This is a genomic window from Actinopolyspora alba (assembly GCF_900112765.1).
In the GTDB taxonomy this organism is placed as follows: domain Bacteria; phylum Actinomycetota; class Actinomycetes; order Mycobacteriales; family Pseudonocardiaceae; genus Actinopolyspora; species Actinopolyspora alba.
The window spans coordinates 1-19,083 of the sequence record NZ_FOMZ01000020.1 but is presented as its reverse complement, the minus strand read 5'-3'; the positions used below and the strand labels follow the sequence as shown (position 1 = coordinate 19,083).

The 19,083-nt window shown below is 68.1% G+C and carries 15 protein-coding genes; 11 read left to right on the top strand and 4 right to left on the bottom strand.

The window, feature by feature from the left end:
- The first annotated feature begins 211 nt into the window (after positions 1 to 211).
- Positions 212 to 790 carry a hypothetical protein gene (locus tag BM150_RS22635; protein WP_139219629.1) on the top strand — a complete coding sequence of 193 codons (579 nt, stop codon included), beginning with the start codon at positions 212 to 214 and terminating at the stop codon, positions 788 to 790.
- A gap of 114 nt (positions 791 to 904) precedes the next feature.
- Here BM150_RS22635 and BM150_RS22630 read toward each other — a convergent pair whose 3' ends face one another.
- A complete protein-coding gene (locus BM150_RS22630; RefSeq protein ID WP_092929884.1) occupies positions 905 to 1,789 on the bottom strand; it encodes a MaoC family dehydratase in 885 nt (294 codons plus the stop codon).
- Positions 1,790 to 1,924: 135 nt separating this feature from the next.
- Positions 1,925 to 3,262 (bottom strand): 3-oxoacyl-ACP reductase, encoded by a 1,338-nt coding sequence (locus BM150_RS22625; protein WP_092929962.1) that lies wholly within the window; start codon positions 3,260 to 3,262, stop codon positions 1,925 to 1,927.
- 125 nt (positions 3,263 to 3,387) lie between these two features.
- Here BM150_RS22625 and BM150_RS22620 point away from each other — a divergent pair, with 125 nt between their 5' ends.
- Positions 3,388 to 4,665 carry an acetyl-CoA C-acetyltransferase gene (locus BM150_RS22620; RefSeq protein ID WP_092929882.1) on the top strand — a complete coding sequence of 426 codons (1,278 nt, stop codon included), beginning with the start codon at positions 3,388 to 3,390 and terminating at the stop codon, positions 4,663 to 4,665.
- A gap of 702 nt (positions 4,666 to 5,367) precedes the next feature.
- Positions 5,368 to 5,619, top strand: a complete 252-nt coding sequence (locus BM150_RS22615) for a hypothetical protein (protein ID WP_092929880.1) — start codon at positions 5,368 to 5,370, stop codon at positions 5,617 to 5,619.
- A gap of 407 nt (positions 5,620 to 6,026) precedes the next feature.
- Here BM150_RS22615 and BM150_RS22610 read toward each other — a convergent pair whose 3' ends face one another.
- Positions 6,027 to 6,731: a hypothetical protein gene (locus BM150_RS22610; RefSeq protein WP_175496987.1), complete on the bottom strand. Its 705-nt coding sequence runs from the start codon at positions 6,729 to 6,731 to the stop codon at positions 6,027 to 6,029.
- Between the two features lie 182 nt (positions 6,732 to 6,913).
- Between BM150_RS22610 and BM150_RS22605 the strand changes: the two genes are divergently transcribed.
- The 5 genes from BM150_RS22605 (at position 6,914) to BM150_RS22585 (ending at position 14,035) form a co-directional block, all read left to right on the top strand.
- Positions 6,914 to 7,804, top strand: coding sequence for an ornithine cyclodeaminase family protein (locus BM150_RS22605; protein ID WP_175496986.1), 891 nt, complete (start codon positions 6,914 to 6,916; stop codon positions 7,802 to 7,804).
- Between the two features lie 96 nt (positions 7,805 to 7,900).
- Entirely contained in the window at positions 7,901 to 9,799 is a 1,899-nt protein-coding gene (locus tag BM150_RS22600) for an NHL domain-containing thioredoxin family protein (RefSeq protein WP_092929960.1), read from the top strand.
- 83 nt (positions 9,800 to 9,882) lie between these two features.
- Positions 9,883 to 10,203 carry a GroES family chaperonin gene (locus tag BM150_RS22595; protein ID WP_092632434.1) on the top strand — a complete coding sequence of 107 codons (321 nt, stop codon included), beginning with the start codon at positions 9,883 to 9,885 and terminating at the stop codon, positions 10,201 to 10,203.
- Between the two features lie 165 nt (positions 10,204 to 10,368).
- Positions 10,369 to 12,861, top strand: coding sequence for a VanW family protein (locus tag BM150_RS22590; protein WP_092929876.1), 2,493 nt, complete (start codon positions 10,369 to 10,371; stop codon positions 12,859 to 12,861).
- A 136-nt stretch (positions 12,862 to 12,997) separates the two neighbouring features.
- Complete coding sequence (locus tag BM150_RS22585) at positions 12,998 to 14,035, top strand: zinc-dependent alcohol dehydrogenase family protein (protein ID WP_092929874.1); 1,038 nt, start codon at positions 12,998 to 13,000, stop codon at positions 14,033 to 14,035.
- A 235-nt stretch (positions 14,036 to 14,270) separates the two neighbouring features.
- Here the strand turns inward: BM150_RS22585 and BM150_RS22580 are convergent, their stop codons facing one another.
- Positions 14,271 to 16,115, bottom strand: coding sequence for an acyl-CoA dehydrogenase (locus BM150_RS22580; RefSeq protein ID WP_092929872.1), 1,845 nt, complete (start codon positions 16,113 to 16,115; stop codon positions 14,271 to 14,273).
- A gap of 257 nt (positions 16,116 to 16,372) precedes the next feature.
- Between BM150_RS22580 and BM150_RS22575 the strand changes: the two genes are divergently transcribed.
- The 3 genes from BM150_RS22575 to BM150_RS22565 form a co-directional block, all read left to right on the top strand.
- Complete coding sequence (locus BM150_RS22575) at positions 16,373 to 17,404, top strand: ATP-binding cassette domain-containing protein (RefSeq protein ID WP_092929958.1); 1,032 nt, start codon at positions 16,373 to 16,375, stop codon at positions 17,402 to 17,404.
- Entirely contained in the window at positions 17,401 to 18,201 is an 801-nt protein-coding gene (locus BM150_RS22570; protein ID WP_092929870.1) for an ABC transporter permease, read from the top strand. The genes BM150_RS22575 and BM150_RS22570 overlap by 4 nt, the downstream gene beginning before the upstream one ends.
- A 117-nt stretch (positions 18,202 to 18,318) precedes the next feature.
- The coding region (locus BM150_RS22565) for a MerR family transcriptional regulator (RefSeq protein ID WP_092929956.1) at positions 18,319 to 19,083 on the top strand (765 nt) is incomplete at its 3' end.

Genomic DNA, 19,083 nt, shown 5'->3' with positions numbered 1-19,083 from the left:
CCGGCATCGTACGAACCTCGGTTTTCGAGGCGGTCAATGTCTCGCTGATCCGGTCGTGAACATGTGGGGCGAGTTCCGTGAAGCAGTGGGTAACGATCGCGATGCGAGGTCACGTGTTCCAGCTCTCAGATGGCCGCCCGAACGGGTTGATTCGATACGACAGCACAACAAGGGAAAATTTCCGACGCCAGTGTGAGAGATGGAGACTCCAGTGAGTGGCATGTCCGGTGACCATCCCGCGGGGCTGGTTCGGGAGTCCGAATACCAGCTGATTCATCCCGCTGAGTTCGGGAGGCTTGTCGCTCTCTACCTGGTCATGGGCGTTTGCTACGTCCTGCTTTCGATCGCCGTTGTGCTGCTGTTGGGGTTTGGCGGGCTGATATTCCTGGCGGAGGGCGATTCGACAGCGTGGATGCTCATTCTCGCGGCGTTCTTTCTCGCACTGGGAGGATTCGTGATGTTCGGTGCCATGCTGGCCGCCAGACACACGTTGATCGGAAACGGAGAAGTCGTAACACGTGACAGGATGCACGTTCCGCCCGGCTATCACATCGATGTTCGGCGGGCGTGGCGCAATAAACGCCTCGCGCTTTATCTATTACTCTTTGTCACGGCGACCGATGTTTTCGGTACTCTGATCGGACTGCTCGCACCGCTCTTCCTCGACGGAGGGCCCACCGGCCCTTCCAGCATCCTCACGTTGTTCTTCGGACCATTGACGTGGGTGGCGTGTCTACCCGGTTTCTTCGTGCTTTTCCGGCAGCACAAGCGCGTCACCCGGTTCCGCTGAACAGTGATCGCGCATGAGACCTCGGCTCACCCTCGACGCATTCCCGACCACGGGCTTGACGTGGTGTGAACTGCGGTCATCGACCGGCTCGATGACAGGGTTTCCCGGGCTGGATCACTCGGGCAGGCCGCGCAGGTGACCCTTCAGGTGCGGCTTGCCCGAGGCGGAGCGCAGCGCGAAGAGCTTCGCCGCGTCCGACTCGCCGGGTTGTTCGGTGCGGGGTTGTTCGGTGAAGTCCACCTTGGAGGGCAGCAGCACCGGCTTGGCGAACTCCACCTCGACCGTGCAGGCATCGGGCAGTCTGCCCTCGAAGGCGGCGAGGCAGCGGGCCTTGGACCACATGCCGTGCGCGATCGCCCGGGGGAAGCCGAACGCCTTGGCGGTGAGCGGGTGCAGGTGGATCGGATTGCGGTCGCCGGACACGGCCGCGTAGCGCCTGCCGAGGTTCGCGGGCAGCCGCCAGACCGCGGTGGGGGCCTCGGCGGTCACCTCCGGAACTCCCTCCGGCCTGGGGACGGAGTCGTCCGAGGCGCCCCGTCGCAGGTACGTGCTCGTCTCGCTCCAGACGAGCCGGTCGTCGACGCTGGTCTCGGTGATCACGTCGAACCGCTGCCCCTTCGGGTGGCGGCGCGGGTTCGCCAGCCGCACCCGCTGGGTCATCGAGTCGGTCACCGACACCGGCTCGTACCGCGTGATGCGGTTCGCCACGTGCACCAGGCCGACCAGTGGGTACGGGAAGTCCCGGTCGGTCATCAGCCGCACGGCCAGCGGGAACGAGGTGATGTGCGGATAGGTGAGCGGCAGCTCGTCGCGGGTGCCGAACCCGCACAGCCGGTTGTAGTCCGCCAGGTGCTCGCGGTCGATCGTGATCCCGGAGCGGACGTACTCGGTGTCCGGGAGCTCTGCGTCCCGCCCGGCCCGCCGCAGCGGTGTGGTTCCCGCGGCCTTCAGATAGAGCGCGCCCAGGTTCGGCGACTCGCTCAGTTCCTCGGTCGGCATCCTCGTCTCACCTTCCTGCGGTAATCCGCCGCGACTTGTCGTGATCTACCTACTCGATGTCGGGCCTCCCCGGAGCGAGAGCCCGCGAGAGGTTCCGCCTCCCGAGCCCCCGCGATAACCGAGCCGCCGAACCCCTCAAGCCCCCAGCAGGCTCTGCCCGCATACGCGGATCACATTGCCGTTGACCCCGGCCGACCCCGGATCCGCGTAGTAGGCGATGGTCTCGGCGACGTCGACCGGCAGCCCGCCCTGCGAGAGGCTGTTCATCCTGCGGCCCGCCTCGCGCACGAACAGCGGTACGGCCGCCGTCATCGCGGTCTCGATGAATCCGGGGGCCACGGCGTTGATCGTCACGCCGCGTTCCGCGGCGCGCGGAGCGAGGCCCTGCACGTGGCCGATCACCCCGGCCTTGGAGGTCGCGTAGTTCGCCTGCCCCACGTTGCCCGCGATACCGCTGATGGAGGCGATCCCGACCAGCCTGCCGCCGCTGCGGAGCGGGGAGGAGTCGGCCAGCAGCGCGGTGTTGATCCGTTCCTGGGCGGCGAGGTTGACCCGCAGCACCGCTTCCCACTGGTCCCGGCTCATCCGGCCGATGGTCTTGTCCCGCGTGATGCCCGCGTTGTGCACCACGATGTCGAGCCCGTCGTGTCGTTGTCCGACGTGTTCGATCAGCTGCCGGGGCGCGTCCTCGGCGGTGATGTCGAGTTGGAGCGTCGAACCGCCGATCCGGTTGGCCACCTCGGCCAGGTCCTCCCCTTGCGCGGGGACGTCCAGGCACACCACGTGGGCCCCGTCCCTGGCCAGGGTCTCGGCGATGGCGGCGCCGATGCCTCGTGACGCGCCGGTGACCAGCGCGACCTTGTCGCGCAGCGGTCGCGCTTCGTCGACGGTGGGTGCCTCGGCGGCTCCGACGCGGATCACCTGGCCGGAGACGAACGCCGATCTCGACGAGAGCAGGAAGCGCAGCGTGGAGTCGATCGCCCGCTCGCCGCCCCGGGAGACGTGGACCAGCTGGGCGGTGGCGCCGCGTTTGAGTTCCTTGCCCGCGGTGCGCACGAATCCTTCCAGCGCGCGCTGCGCGGTTCGCTCCGCTGGGTCGTCGATCTCCTCCGGCGGGGTGCCCAGCACGATCAGCCTGCCGCACTTGCCCACTCGCCGGATCGTGGCGCCGAAGAACTCGTGCAGTTCCCCGAGTTCCGTGCTGCCCGCTATCCCGGTGGCGTCGAAGACCAGCGCCGCGTACTCGGCGTCGTCGTCCCGAGTCCGGTGCGTCTCGGCGTTCGCCTTCCGCAGGGTCTCGGACACGGCTTCGCCGAGCCTGCCCCCTTCGGTCTCCCCGAGCAGTACGGGGCCGGAGACGAGCGGGTCGCCCGGTCGGTACCTGCGCAGCGGGGTGGGGGTGGGCAGCCCGAGACGGTTGGCCAACTGCCGCCCGTACCGGGATGTGACCAGCTTGCTGTACGGATCCGCCATTACGAGCAACTCCTCCATGCGTGACCGGCACTCGACGCATAAGCTACCCGTCGGTAGGTTAAGTTTCCAGTCATGCCCGGCACCGTTCCGGGTGTTCGTTGACCAGCTGTGCGGAGGAATCGGCCATGTCCACAACTCGCCGGGTCGCCATCGTCGGAGGTAACCGAATCCCGTTCGCACGTTCGGGTGGTCCCTACGCGCGTGCGTCCAATCAGGACATGCTCACCGCCGCCCTCGACGGTTTGGTGGCTCGTTACGGACTGTCCGGGCAGCGTGTCGGTGAGTTCGTCGCGGGGGCGGTACTCAAGCACAGCCGCGACTTCAACCTGGCGCGCGAGGTCGTGCTCGGCTCCGGTCTCGACTCGCGCACTCCCGCGCACGACGTGCAGATGGCCTGCGCCACCGGCCTGGAGTCGGTCGTCTCCGTGGCCAACAAGATCGCTCTCGGACAGCTCGAGTCCGGCATAGCGGGCGGTGTGGACTCGGCCAGCGACGCTCCGATCGAGCTCAACGACGAGCTGCGCAGGGTGCTGCTGCGCGCCAACCACGCCAAGGGCACAGCTGCCAAGCTGGGAGCGCTGACCGGCCTGCGGCCGGGACACGTCGTACCCGGTATTCCCCGCAACGCGGAACCCCGCACCGGGCTCTCGATGGGCGAGCACGCCGCCAGGACGGCGGAGGCGTGGGGCGTCGAGCGGACGGAGCAGGACGAGCTGGCCGCCCGCAGCCACCAGCGGCTCGGCGCCGCCTACGAGCGAGGTTTCTTCGACGATCTGGTCACCCCCTTTCAGGGGCTCACGCGTGACCAGAACCTGCGGCCGGACTCCTCGACGGAGAAGCTCGCCAAGCTCAAGCCCGTGTTCGGCCGGGGCGAGGGGGCCACGATGACGGCGGGCAACTCCACCCCGCTCTCCGACGGCGCGGCCACGGTGCTGCTCGCCAGCGAGGAGTGGGCGCGGCGACACCAGCTGCCGGTGCTGGCCTACATCGGTGACTTCGTCTCCGAGGCGGTGGACTACGTCAGCGGTGACGAGGGACTGTTGATGGCTCCCGCCTACGCCGTGCCGAGGCTGTTGGACCGGGTGGGCGGCTCGCTCGGCGATTTCGACTTCTACGAGATCCACGAGGCATTCGCCTCGCAGGTGCTGTGCACGCTCCGGGCCTGGCAGGATCCCGAGTTCTGCGCCGAGCGACTGGGCCGGGGCGAACCGCTGGGCGAGATCGACACCGACCGACTGAACGTGAACGGTTCCTCGCTCGCCGCCGGGCACCCCTTCGCGGCGACCGGTGGGCGGATCGTGGCGACCCTGGCCAAGCTGCTGGCGGAGCGCGGGTCCGGTCGTGGACTCGTGTCCATCTGCGCGGCCGGTGGTCAGGGACTCACCGCCGTAGTCGAACGATGATCGGGGCTCCGCTCGGGTTCCGGTGCTCGTCCGGTCGTGCCGGGCCCGGGCGGTTCCGCTCCACCGCGCGGCATTGGTCCGAAATGGACTGTGATCGTCGTTTCGCGGGGTGGGCGGGGGCGGTGTGTTTCGCCGTGCCCCGTGCCGTGAGCCGCGCTACATTTGTTGCCCCGCTCGGGAATTCGCACCGGTTCGGTCTCCGTTCGTCAGTCGGGGACCGGCACGGTGATCAAGTGTTCTCGGATCCTGTCCGAAGAACACTTTCCCCTCCGGGTATGACTGTCCGTATCGTACTGAGGCCGCTTCGTGTTCCCGATCGATCGACATCGTGACCCGATCGCAAAATGTGATCCGAGACACACCACGTCGAAGGTGTAACGCTTTGATGTACAGGCACGATGAACGGGGTGACTCCGCGATGCTGTCGGACCCCCGACCTGGCAGCATCGCGGAGTTCGCCACTCCCGGTGTGCTACTTGCCGGTGAACGGTAGGTAGGCACCTCCCATACGTCCTCGCCCAACGGGTGGATTCCCACGCGCCGGACGAGGTGTCTCTTCGTCGCGAGAGCGACGAGTCCGATAACGGCATCCCTGTATGGCAGGACGACCTGTACGGCAGGGCTATGCCATGGCCCCATATTGATCACCCTGAGTGATCGAAAAATCACTCAGTGTTTCGGACAGCCTTAAGGAGAGGCACCATGAACATTGCCATCGTGATGATCGGTGCACTGCTTCCGATCTTGGCGGCAAGCGTGTTCTACGTAAGCGACCACCGTACTCCGCAACGCGTCAATCGCTCCCCTCCGAATTGCGAGGAGAGCGATGAGTACGACATGTCGACTTCCGGTGACCTCACCCCGCTGGCTCCGGTGGATCATGTGACTCCGATGGATCACGTCATCCCGGCGGATCACGGATCCCGGGACCGGCGGATGTCCGAGGCGGCCTGATCAGCCGAGTCCGATCATCCTGGGCTGATCCGTCGAGGTCGTTCCGGTCCGTCGAGATCGTTCCGGCCTCGTGCTTCGTTCCCGGTGGCCGCGTCCGGGTACGTGTGAGAAGTGAACGCGGCGATGCGGTGTCGTCGGCGAAGAACCGAAAAGCACCGAACGGTCGTGCTCTGTCCCCCGGAGCACGACCGGAGATATCGCGGAAACCGCGAATGAAATTGATTCCGATATCGCGTGAATCGGTTTCGATGCGGATCGTTTCCCGGCGCGTACCGACGCCCCCCGACGTTCGGTGCGCGCCGTTCCCGTTTTCCCGGAAACCGGATACGGTTCTGTCGCTGCGAAAGTTCACCGGGCCCCGGATCCGATGATCCGGGGCCCGGTGACTCGAACTTCTCGATTACCTCTTACCGCGTGCTCAGGCCGAGACCGAGCCCGAGGCCGCGCTCGTCGAGACCACCGCCGAGCCGCAGTCCCTGCGTGCCGCAGGCCGCCGGTGCTGTCGCCTCCAGCGGAAGGGACGGGTCCAGCGAACTCGGAGCGTCCCCGTCGTAGGCACCGCTGTCGTTGATGTCGATGCCGTGCTGCACGAGCACCGCGTTGCCGTCGCGGATGTTCGCGGCGGTTTCCTCGCTGACGGTCACCGTCCGCGAGTAGGTCACGAATCCGTTGGGGGCGGTCGGGAATCGGTCCACCGCGAGACCGCTGGACGGGCCGGTGTCACCGGTGGTGGTCAGTGATACCCCGATCCCGCCGTAGTCCGAGGCGCCTTCGGCGGTGCTGATGATGCCGTCGCCGTTGGCGTCGTCGGCCTTGGTGGGGCACCGCCCCGCGCCGCCGATGTGGACGTGTTGCGCGTGCGGTTGGTTCTCCAGCAGCCCGGAGCTGTAGAGCCGTACGGATGCCTCGCGGCCTCGCAGTTTGATCAGGCCGAACCCGTGGGCTCCGCTGTCGTTGAGCTCGTCGAGCTCGACGACGGTGAACGTGCCGTGGCCGCTGTCGTGATCGACGTCGTGCTTCGGTTGCGCGGAGGCCACCGCCGCTGAACCCGTGGCCATCAGCCCGAGCGCGGCTACGGTGCTCACGACGGAACGCAGTTGAAACCTGGACACTGGCAGCACCCTTCCCATGGTCGTGTTGGTCTGCCAATCGCTGATTCGTCGGCCTGTCGCTCGGAGATTGGTCTCCGAACTGTCCGAGCGCGAACGAGTTGTCTTCCCGGGGCTCTGCCGTGCCGACCATGCGTAGCCACGCGACTGATGATCGGGGCCGGGCGCGCTGCGAACATCGGCACATGCGCGTACTAACCGATTCCGACGTCGTCACCGTTGGTCCCGAGACGGCCGTCGACGCCGCGCGAGAGGCCCTCCGCCGGTTCGCTCGTGGCGAGCTCGCCGCGCCTCCTCGGGTCAGCGCCGAGTTGGGAGATCTCGACTACTACTACACCACCGGTGGTCTGCCGGGCGGGATCAGCGGTTTCCGCGCCTACCGTGCCGGTGTGCCCGCCGGGGATCAGCTGGTGGCGTTGTGGGATGCCTCGGGCAGCCTGGTCGGCATCGTGGTGGGGGACGAACTGGGCGCACGCCGCACCGGCGCCCTGGGTGGTGCCGCCGTGGAAGCGATGTCCAACGAACGAGCGAGCACGCTCGCCGTGGTCGGAACCGGCAAGCAGGCGTGGACCCAGGTCTGGGCCGCCAGTGCCGTCCGCTCCCCCGAACTGGTCCGGGTGCACAGCAGGGACGAGCGCAACCGCGAGGCGTTCGCGGCCGAGGTGCGGGACCGGCTCGGGTTGCGTACCGAGACGGTCGCGACCCCGGATTCGGCGGTACGTGACGCCGAGGTCGTCGTACTGGCCACCCGCTCGGAGAGTCCGGTGGTCGATTCGGCCGACATCGCTCCCGGCACGCACGTCACCACCGTGGGGCCGAAGGGGCGGACGAGGCACGAGATGCCCCCTGAACTGCTCGAACGGGCGGCGATCGTCACCTGCGACTCACCGCGACAGGCTGCGGATCTGCCCGACTTCCTCACCGATCCGGCGAGGCTGGTGTCGCTGGGCGATGTCCTGATCGGCACCCGTCCCGGTCGGGAGAGTCCCGATCAGCTCACGGTGCACTGCTCGGTCGGTCTGGCCGGCTCGGAGGTGCTGTTCGTCGATCGTCTGTTCGGCGCGATCGCCGGGTGAGACGCCTGGCCGGACACCGACTCGTTGCCCGCGCCACGTGGGTTGCCTGCACCACGTAGGGGAACATCACCGGGTGCGGTGCTGTTGAGCACGGACGTGAGTACTTCGCAGCGGAACCGTCGTGCCCGTGTCCGAGCCCCGGAACCCTCCGGGCGCGCCTGGCTGAACACCGGTGGAACCACACCGCGACTCGACGAGCTGCGCGGGAAGTTCGTGCTGCTGGACTTCTGGGCGTTCTGCTGCGTCAACTGCCTGCACGTCATCGACGAGCTGCGCCCGCTGGAGCGGGAGTTCGCCGAGGAACTGGTCACCATCGGCGTGCACTCGCCCAAGTTCGAGCACGAGGCGGACCCGGACGCGCTCGCCGCCGCCGTGGAGCGCTACGGCGTGGACCACCCGGTGCTCGACGATCCGGAGCTGGCGACCTGGCGCGACTACGCGGTCAAGGCGTGGCCGACCCTGGTGCTGATCGATCCCGAGGGCTACGTGGTGCACCAGGCGGCCGGTGAGGGGCACGTCGAGGCACTGCGCCGGATACTCGGTGAGCTCGTGCCCGAGCACGAGCGGCGCGGCACCCTCCACCGTGGTGCCGAACACCGTGTCGAGCCCCCGGAACCCGACACCACGCTCCGCTTCCCCACGAAGGTGCTCGGCCTGGAGGGGGGAACGTTGCTCGTCGCGGACTCGGCGCGGCACTCGCTGGTCGAGTTCGCGGCGGACGGCGAGACCCCGCTGCGCCGCATCGGAACCGGCCGCAGGGGCGACGCGGACGGGGACGCCGAGTTCGCCTCCTTCAGCGAGCCCGGCGGCATGGCGCTGCTGCCCGAGCGGGTCGCGGCGCGGGTCGGCTACGACGTCGTGGTGGCCGACACGGTCAACCACCTGCTGCGCGGGCTGCGGCTGGCCGACGGCGCCGTCGTCACGGTCGCGGGAACCGGTGCGCAGTGGCGCGACGAGCCGGACTCCGGCGCGGCGTCGCGAACGGCGCTGACGAGCCCGTGGGACGTGACCTGGTGGGAACCGGCGGGCGGTGTGGTCATCGCGATGGCGGGCAACCACACCCTTGGGCTGTTCGATCCCGTGGCGGAGAGCATCACCCGGTTCGCGGGCACCACCGTGGAGGGGTTGCGCGACGGACCGGCGACCGAGGCGTTCTTCGCCCAGCCCTCCGGGCTCGCCGTCGCGGGAGCCACGGGAGCGGGAGCCACCGACGCCGGAGCGGGTGAGCCGGAGCGGCTCTGGTTCGTCGACGCCGAGACCTCCGCGTTGCGCTGGGTGGAGCCCGCGGGAGACGCTTTCGAGGTCCACACCGCGGTCGGCAAGGGCCTGTTCGACTTCGGCCACTCCGACGGCCCCGCCTCGGACGCGCTGCTGCAGCACCCGCTCGGTGTCGAGGTGCTGCCCGACGGCACCATCGCGATCTGCGACACCTACAACGGCGCGGTACGGCGTTACGAACCCGCCACCGGGGAGGTCTCGACGCTGGCGACCGGTGTCGCCGAGCCGTCCGGCGCCACCACGTCCGAAGGTGAGCTGGTGGTCGCGGCGAGTACCGCGCACCGGCTGGAACGCCCGGTGCCGCCAGGGGTGACCGCGCGGCTGATCGAGGGCGGGTCCCAGCGGGTCAACCGCCCGGCGACCGAGATCAGTCCCGGTGAGGTCGAGCTCACCGTGGTTTTCGACCCTCCGCCCGGGCAGAAGTTGGACGAGCGCTACGGCCCCGCCACACGGCTCGAGATCAGCTCCTCCCCGGCGGACATGTTGGTCGAGGGCGCCGGTGTCGGTACGGAGCTGAGCAGGCGGCTCGTGCTGGCCGAGGGGATCGAGCACGGGGTGCTGCACGTGGTCGCGCAGGCGGCCAGTTGTGACGACGACTCCGAGGTGGAGCATCCGGCTTGTCGACTGACCAGGCAGGACTGGGGAGTGCCGGTTCGGCTCGACAGTGGCGGCAGCGAGCGGCTGCCGCTGGTCATGGGTGGGCTGGACGAGCGGTGACCGGCTCGTCGCGGTTCCGTGGCCCGTTCCGACGGCCAACCCTGCGCCTTCGGTGGACTCGACCGGACGCGTAAACTTTCCGGGTGACCGATGCCAAGCTTGAGATCCAGATGTTGCATGACCGTGTCATGGTGCGGGTCTCCGAAGAGTCCGGTGAACGTCGCAGCAGCGGCGGTATCGTGATCCCCGCGACCGCCCAGGTGGCCAAACGCCTGCTCTGGGGTGAGGTTTTCGGTGTGGGCAGCCACGTGCGCAGTGTCCAAACCGGGGATCAGGTGCTGTTCAACCCCGAGGAGCAGTACGAGGTGGAGGTGCAGGGCGAGATCTACGTGGTGCTGCGGGAGCGGGACCTGCACGCCGTCGCCTCCGAGCGGACCGAGCAGGGTACCGGTCTGTATCTTTGACCGAGGTGCGTGTCCGGTTCGGCGTGGCCGCTGTGTGCTGTGGCGCACGTGATACCAGTTCGGAAGCCGTGTGAGGCCTCCCCAGCCGGGCTGTACCGGTGATGCTGGTCGGCAGGCCCGAGCGTGCCGCCGACCCCGCCGCAAGACCGAGAAGAAGGGGACGCGGTGCCGGAAGACCACGAACGTCCCGATCGCACCGAGGGCGATCGGGATCGGCGAGCGGACGAACCGACCGAGCGGATTCAGTTTCTCACCGGTGATCTGAGCGGCAGTGGTGCTTCGAGCGGCGGCGCGGCCGCCGACGGGACGTCGGAGTCGGCCGCCGGTGGACGATCGGACGACGACGAGGCCGTCGACGAATCCCGTCGGAGCACGAAACCCGGTATGACGCCGCCGCACGTCGCCGGACCGGAGGCCGCGGCGGCAGCGAACACCGAAACGGGAAGCACCACCACCGGTGGTTCCGCCGCCCGGAACTCCACCACCGGTGGTTCCGCCGAATCGGAGACCGGTACCGGAAGTACCGGTGCCGGAAGTACCGGTGCCGCGGGCACGGGCACCGACAACGGTGTCCCTCCGGAGGAGGACACCGAGCGCACCGACGTCATCCCCCCGATCGCCGAGGAGACGACGGCGGTCCCCCTCGAGGGGGACACCGAGCGCACCGACACGATTCCCGCCGTAACCGAGAGCACGCGGTCGGTCGACTCCGGCGCCGCCGCCACCGCTTACGTACCGGCTTCGCCCGAGCACTACAGCGGCAACGCGACCGCGGGGTTCGACCACCAGCAGCCCCAGCAGGTCCCGTACGGACAGCCCCAACAGGCCCCGTACGGGCAGGACCAGCGATTCGGGACGCCGCCCGGCTATCCACAGCAGCCCCCGTTCGGAATGCACGTGGACGAATCGGGTTCTCCGGGCGAGTCGGGCGGCTCGCGTTTCCGGCGCGGTCTTCCCGACAACAAGTCCTTACTTCGAGCCGGCCTCGCGGCCGGCATCACGATCGGCGTGCTGGCGCTGCTCTACCTCGGTGACCTGGCATTCAGCAGTGGGCAGGTGCCGCGCGGCACCACGGTGGCCGGTGTCGACGTCGGCGGGCTCGATCCAGCCGCGGCCGAGCGCGAGCTGCGTTCCCAGCTCGACGACTCGCTCAGCGAGCCCATCCAGCTCCAGGTCGGCAAAGCCACCAGCAGCATCGATCCCAAGGCGGCCGGGCTTTCGATGGACTGGGACGCCACACTGGACAAGGCGGGTTCACAGCCGCTGAACCCGATCACGAGGCTGACCTCCTTCTTCATCACCCGCGAGGTGACCCCGGAGAGCAACGTGGATCGGGAGAAGCTCCGGGCGCAGCTGAAGCAGGTGCACAACGACCTGCATCGCGAACCGGTGGAGGGAACCATCCGGTTCGAGGGCTCCGAACCGGTACCGGTCTTCCCCGTCACCGGCAGGAACGTGGACATGGACCGGGCGATGGACGTCGTGGTCCGCGACTGGGTGGGCAACCAGCCGGTCTCGCTGCCCTACACCAAGGAGGACGTCCGAACCGACGAGGCGGGTGTGCGCCGGGCGCTGGAGGGAGTCGCCCGTCCCGCGGTCTCGGGGCCGGTGACCGTAAACGGCGACGGCGTCCAGGCGACCCTGGCGCCCGCCGACATCGCCGCGGCGCTGCGTTTCGAACCCAACGACTCCGGTGGTCTGAACTGGCGTCTCGACGTGCCCGCAGCCAGGGATGTCGTCAAGCCGCAGCTGAAGTCCACCCTCAAGGAGGGCGAGAGCGCCTCCTTCGTGTTCGAGGACGGCGAACCCACCGTCGAGCCCTCCGAGACCGGACGCGGCATCGACTGGAAGAAGACGTTCGAGCCGCTGCGGGAGAAGCTCACCAAGTCCGGTTCGGACACCATCGAGGCGGTCTACAAGGACGTTCCGGCGGAGCTGACGACCGAACAGGCCAAGAAGCTCGGTATCAAGGAGAAGGTCAGCACCTTCACCACTGGTGGGTTCAGCCAGGATTCCGGGGTGAACATCAAACGGGTCGCCCAGGAGGTCGACGGCGCGCTCGTCAAACCGGGTGAGACGTTCAGCCTCAACGGCCACACCGGTATCCGCCAGGAGGAACAGGGCTACATCGCCTCCGGGATCATCAAGAACGGGCGTCCCGACGAGGCCGTGGGCGGCGGCATCTCCCAGTTCGCCACCACGCTCTACAACGCCTCCTACCTGGCCGGTATGAAGGACGTGGAGCACAAGGCGCACAGCTACTACATCAGCCGCTACCCGATGGGGCGGGAAGCGACGGTGTTCCAGCGTCCCGACGGCACCAGCGTGATCGACGTCAAGTTCAAGAACGTCTCCGACAGCGGGATCCTGATCAGGACGGCGTGGACCCCCGAGTCGGTGAGCGTGACCTTCTGGGGGACCAAGCAGTACGAGGTCAAGTCCAAGACCAGCGACAAGACCGACGTCACCGAACCCGAGAAGGTGACCGTGCCCGCGGACGAGGAGTGCGTGCCCACCAACGGCAAGAAGGGGTTCACGGTGAGCAACACGCGCATCAGGAAGGACCTCGAGACCGGTGAGGTGACGAAGGACCGGCAGAAGACGGTTTACGATCCGCAGCCGATCGTCAAGTGCGCGGAGAAGAAGGGCGAGGAGTAGTCGCCCGACGACGCTTCGGGAGTGCGCCGGGTGTGATGCCGCACGTTTCGCGGATGTGCGCCGGTTCGCCGGAATCCCGCGAGTAGTCCATACGTGTGACGGAGTGGAAGGTCTTCATCCGAAACGGAGTGGTTTCATGCGCGCCACCGTCATACACGGTGCGGGCGACGTCCGAGTGGAGGACGTCGCCGACCCGGTGCTGGCCGAGCCCACCGACGCGATCGTGCGGGTGAGCCTCACCTGCATCTGCGGCAGCGATCTCTGGCCCTACAAGGGCATGGAGCGGAACGGCGCGGGCAGTCGCATCGGTCACGAGTTCGTCGGGATCGTCGAGGAAACCGGCTCCGAGGTCGACGGGTTGCGTGCCGGTGATCTGGTGGTTTCGCCTTTCACCTGGTCGGACGGTAACTGCACCTACTGCAGGGAACAGCTGCAGACCTCCTGCGTCAACGGCGGCCTGTGGGGCTCGCCCGGTTCGGACGGAGCGCAGGGGGAGGCGGTACGGGTTCCCCACGCGGAGGGCACGCTGGTTCGCCTGCCGGTGGAGCCGGACAGCGAGCTGCTGCCCGGCTTGCTGACACTGGCCGACGTGCTCCCCACCGGACACCACGCCGCCGTCTCCGCCGGGGTGCGTCCCGGCGGCACCGCCACCGTCGTCGGTGACGGTGCGGTCGGGCTGTGCGGGGTGCTCGCGGCGAAGCGACTCGGTGCCGAGCGCATCATCGTCATGGGCAGGCACACCGATCGGACGAACCTCGCCGTGGAGTTCGGCGCCACCGACGTGGTGCCCGAGCGCGGCGACGAGGCGGTGGAACGCGTCCGCGAGCTGACCGGCGGCGAGGGCACGCACTCGGTGCTGGAGTGCGTCGGCACCGGCGACTCGTTGCGAACCGCGCTGCGGCTGGCCCGCGAGGGCGGTCGGGTCGGTTACGTCGGTGTCCCGCAGGAGGGCGACGGCGTGGACGTGCGCGAGATGTTCATGCGCAACGTCGGCATCTCCGGCGGGGTGTGCCCCGCCCGCGCCTACATCCCCGAGCTGCTGCCCGACGTGCTCTACGGCAAGCTCGACCCCGGTCGGGTGTTCGACCAGCGGACCGGGTTGGACGGTGTTCCGGACGGGTACCGCGACATGGCCGACCGGAAAGCACTCAAGGTCCTCGTCGACCCGTCCTGAACCGTGTGCAGCGGCCCTTGGGTTCGAGGAGTGCGCTGCCGGTTCCCGGGCGCGGCGATTTCGCGAGAAATTGACGGGGCCCGGGGCCGTATCGCCGTCCCGCGCGGCGATTTCGCGAGAAATTTACGCCGTGCCGAGAGACACCGAACGGACGAAACCGCGCCCACCGGTTCCGCCGGGTTTTCCCGGTGGTGCCGGTGGGCGCGGGTGAGTCGTCACGAGCGCGATCCGGGGATCAGAACGCGGTTTCGTCGATCTCCATCAGCGAGTTGTCGGTGTTCTCCACGATCTTCCGCTTCGAGGAGAGCTCCGGCAGCACGTTCTTGGCGAAGAACCGGACCGCGGCGACCTTGCCGTTGTAGAACGCGGCCTCCCTGCCGGTGGCACCGCCGTCCAGCGCGCGCAGCGCGATCTCGGCCTGGCGCAGCAGCAGCCAGCCGATCAGCACGTCGCCCATGCTCATCAGCAGGGTCACGGCCTGCTGGCCGACCTTGTAGATCTCGTTGACGTCCTCCTGCGCGGAGGTCGCGAAGTTGAACAGCGCTCCGAGGATGCCCTGCGCGTCGTCCAGCGCCTGTCCGAGCAGCTCGCGCTCCTCCTTGAGCCGCTCGTCGGCCTCGGCGGAGTTCAGGGTCTGCTGGATCTCGTTGGCCACGTGGCCGATCGCCTGACCGTTGTTCTTGACGATCTTGCGGAAGAAGAAGTCCTGCGCCTGGATCGCGGTGGTGCCCTCGTAGAGGCTGTCGATCTTGGCGTCGCGGATGTACTGCTCGATCGGGTAGTCCTGCAGGTAGCCCGAGCCACCGAGGGTCTGCAACGACAGCGTGAGCATCTCGTAGGCCCGCTCCGAGCCGACACCCTTGACGATGGGCAGCAGCAGGTCGTTGATCTGCTCGTACAGGCTCACGTCCTCGCCGGACGTCTTGGCCTGCGCGATGCGGTCCTGGTAGTCGGAGGTGTAGCAGTAGACGGCACGCAGCCCTTCCGCGTAGGCCTTCTGCAGCATCAGGATGCGCCGCACGTCCGGGTGGTGCGTGATCGTGACGCGGGGTGCCGTCTTGTCCGTCGAGCGCGGCATGTCTGCGCTCTGCACCCGTTCCTTGGCGTACTCCAGCGCGTTGAGGTAGCCGGTGGACAGGGTGCCGATGGCCTTGGTGCCCACCATCATCCTGGCGTACTCGATGACCTGGAACATCTGCGCGATGCCGTCGTGCACCTCGCCCAGCAGCCAGCCCTTGGCCGGGACGTCGTGCTGCCCGAAGGTGACCTCGCAGGTCGCCGAGGCGTTGAGCCCCATCTTGTGCTCGACGTTGGTGACGTAGGCGCCGTTGCGCTCGCCGGGTTCACCGGTGTTGTCGTCGAAGTGGTACTTCGGCACCAGGAACAGGCTCAGCCCCTTGGTGCCGGGCTTGGGCTCCACGCCGGGACCCTCTGGCCGGGCCAGCACCAGGTGCATGATGTTCTCGGTCATGTCCTGGTCGCCCGATGTGATGAAGCGCTTGACCCCTTCGAGGTGCCAGCTGCCGTCCTCCTGCTTGACGGCCTTGGTGCGACCCGCGCCCACGTCGGAACCGGCGTCGGGCTCGGTCAGCACCATCGTCGCGCCCCAGCCGCGATCGATCATCAGCTCGGCCCAGCGCTGCTGCTGCTCGGTGCCGTTCTCCCACAGGATGGTGGCGAAGCTCGGCCCGGCCATGTACATGAATATCGCGGGGTTGGAGCCCAGCATCAGCTCGGCCGCCGCCCACTGCACCGACGGCGGGATACCGTAGCCGCCCAGCTCGTCGGGCAGGCTCAGCCGCCACCACTCACCGTCCATGACCTGTTGGTAGGACTTCTTGAACCCCTCGGGCAGGGTGACCGAGGCGGTCTTGGGGTCGAACTGGGCCGGGTTGCGGTCACCCTCCTCGAAGGAATCGGCCAGCGGGCCGGTGGCGAGGGTGTTCAGCTCGGTGAGCACGCCCCGGGCCGAGTCCTCGTCGGCCTGTTCGAACGCGCCCTTGCCCAGCCGATTCTGCACTTCGAACAGCTCGAATAGGTTGAATTCGAGGTCGCGGATATTGCTCTTGTAGTGGCCCATGGCGTGGCTCCCTCGTGCTGAATCGTGCGGGCGGGCCAGGTACCACGCCCTTACTCATCGGTAACCCAAGTATATTACCTAGTAGTAACTTCTGCCAAGGAAAGACCGGCCGTAAGACCCGAATGTCGGCACTTTTCCCGGCTCAACGGCCGGTTCCGTGGAGCTCCGGAGCTCTCGGCGGCGTGTGGTCGCGCGTGGCGCGGCCGCCCCGCTTAGAGTTGCCACGTATCCCACCCGAGCGGATGGAGGTTCCCGCGATGACCTCCGCTACGGCGATCAGCGCCGAATCACTGGTCAAGAACTTCGGCACCAACCGCGCGCTGGACGGAGTGGAGTTCTCGGCCCGCGAGGGGAGGGTGCTCGGGCTGCTGGGGCCGAACGGGGCGGGCAAGACCACGGCCGTGCGCATCCTGACCACCCTGCTGCGCCCCGACGCCGGAAGTGCTTCCGTGGCCGGGCACGACGTGCTCACCGAGCCGCACGCGGTGCGGCGTTCCATCGGTCTCTCCGGGCAGTACGCCGCCGTGGACGAGAACCTCACCGGCCGCGAGAACCTCTACATGGTCGGCAGGCTCTACGGCATGAACCGCCCGGACGCGCGAAGGCGCGCAGGTGAACTGCTGGACGGTTTCCAACTGGGTGAAGCCGGTGACCGGATCGCCAAGGGGTACTCGGGCGGGATGCGCAGACGCCTGGACCTGGCGGGCGCGCTGGTGGCCAGACCTCCGGTGGTGATGCTCGACGAGCCCACCACCGGGCTCGACCCGCGCGGGCGGATGGACACCTGGCGGCTCATCGCCGAACTGGTCGACGACGGCACCACCGTGCTGCTGACCACCCAGTACCTGGAGGAGGCGGACGCGCTCGCCGACACCATCGCGGTCATCGACCACGGCAGGGTGATCGCCAACGGCACCTCGAACGAGCTGAAGTCACTGGTCGGGGGCGAACGCCTGGAGCTGGTGGTCGACGAGGCGACCGAGCTGGACACCGCCGCCGAGGTGCTCGCCGGGATCGGTTCCGACACCCCGCGGGTCGACGCGCAGAGCCGCCGATTGCAGGTGGTCGTGAACGACGGTTCCAAGTCGTTGATCGAAGCGGTACGTCGGTTGGGCGACTCCGGGATCGAGGTGCACGACGTGGGACTGCACCGCCCCACCCTCGACGACGCGTTCCTCAGCCTCACCGGTAAGCCCACCGAGGTGTCCGGCAACGGCGGGACTACCGATGTCGCCGAGCCCGAAGGGGCTGCCACCGCCGAGCGCGCGGAGTGGGGAGGCCGACAGTGACCGTTGTTCCACCTAGCCTGCGGGACAGTTCCGTGGTGGCCTGGCGCAACCTGCTCAACATCAAGCGCAATCCCGATTGGCTGTTGTCCGGGACCGTGCAGCCGATCATGTTCGTGCTGCTGTTCGCCTTCGTGTTCGGCGGCAGCCTGGGCGGTGGTCGTTACCGGGAGTTTTTGATCGCCGGGATATTCGTGCAGACGGTGGCCTTCAACTCGTCGTTCACCGTGATCGGCCTGACCAACGATCTGCAGAAGGGCATCGTCGACCGGTTCCGCGCCCTGCCGATGTCGCGGGTGGCGGTGCTGCTGGGCCGCACCAGCTCCGATCTAGCGGTCAGCCTGCTGTCCGTGGTGATCATGTCGCTCTGCGGCCTGCTGATCGGCTGGCGGCTGCGGGGAGACCCCACGGACGTGCTCACCGGGTACCTGGTGCTGCTGTTGTTCTCGTTCGCCATGTCCTGGGTGGGAGCTTTCATCGGGCTGATCTCGCGCACCGTGGAGGTGGCGCAGAGCGCCGGACTGCTGTGGCTGTTCCCGGTGACCTTCATATCCTCGGTCTTCGTCTCGGCCGAGTCGATGCCCACGCCGCTGCGGGTGTTCGCGCGGTGGAACCCGATCACGGTCAACGCCGACGCGCTGCGGGAGCTGTTCGGCAATCCGATCCGGGTGGGGATGCCGCCACCGAGCAGTTGGCCCGCCGAGCACGCCGTCCCCTACGCCGTCGGCTCCTCGCTGGTGATCATCGCCGTGTTCGTCCCGCTGTCGGTGGCGCGCTACCGGCGGGTGGCCAGCCGGTGACCGGCACCGCTCGACGTTTCCGGCAGCGGCGCGGTCGGGCTCGCTGAAACCGGGGCGAACTCGTACTTGAACCTCACGCCGCGTGAGGGCGCAGGGTGGTCGGCGAGGTGAACGAACATGGGTCATTCGGCAGCGGGGAAGGGCCGCGGCGTCGGTGAGGTGGCGCGGCTCTCCGGAGTCACGGTGCGCACGCTGCACCACTACGACGAGATCGGCTTGCTCTCGCCGAGCGGGCGCAGCGCGGCGGGGCACCGCGAGTACTCCGACACGGATCTCGAACGGCTGCGGCGCGTCCTCGCCTACCGCGAACTCGGGTTCGGCCTCACCGACATCGCCGAGATCCTCGACGGCGGTGACCCCACCGACCAGCTGCGGCGGCAACACCGCCTGCTGACCGAGCGGATAGCTCGGCTGCGGGCGACGCTCGCCACCGTGGAACTCGAACTGGAGGCCAACACGATGGGAATCGACCTCTCCGAGGAGGAGAAGTTCGAACTGTTCGGCGGGTTCGACCCGGACGAACACTCCGAGGAGGCCGAGCGGCGCTGGGGCGGCACCGAGCCCTACCGGGAGTCGCGGCGCCGCACGGCCTCCTACACCAAGGACGACTGGTCCCGCATGGCCGCGGAGCAGCGGGAGCTGCACCGGGACTTCGCCGCGGCGCTCGCCGACGGCGAGTCCGCCACGAGCACCCGCGCGATGGAGCTGGCCGAGCGGCACCGCGGGCTGATCACCGGCTGGTTCTACGAGTGCTCCTACGGGATGCAGCGTTCGTTGGCCGAGATGTATCTGGCCGACGAGCGCTTCACGGCCACCTACGAGCGCGAGGTGGGTACCGGTGGTGCCCGGTTCGTGCACGACGCGATCCTGGCCAACGCCGAG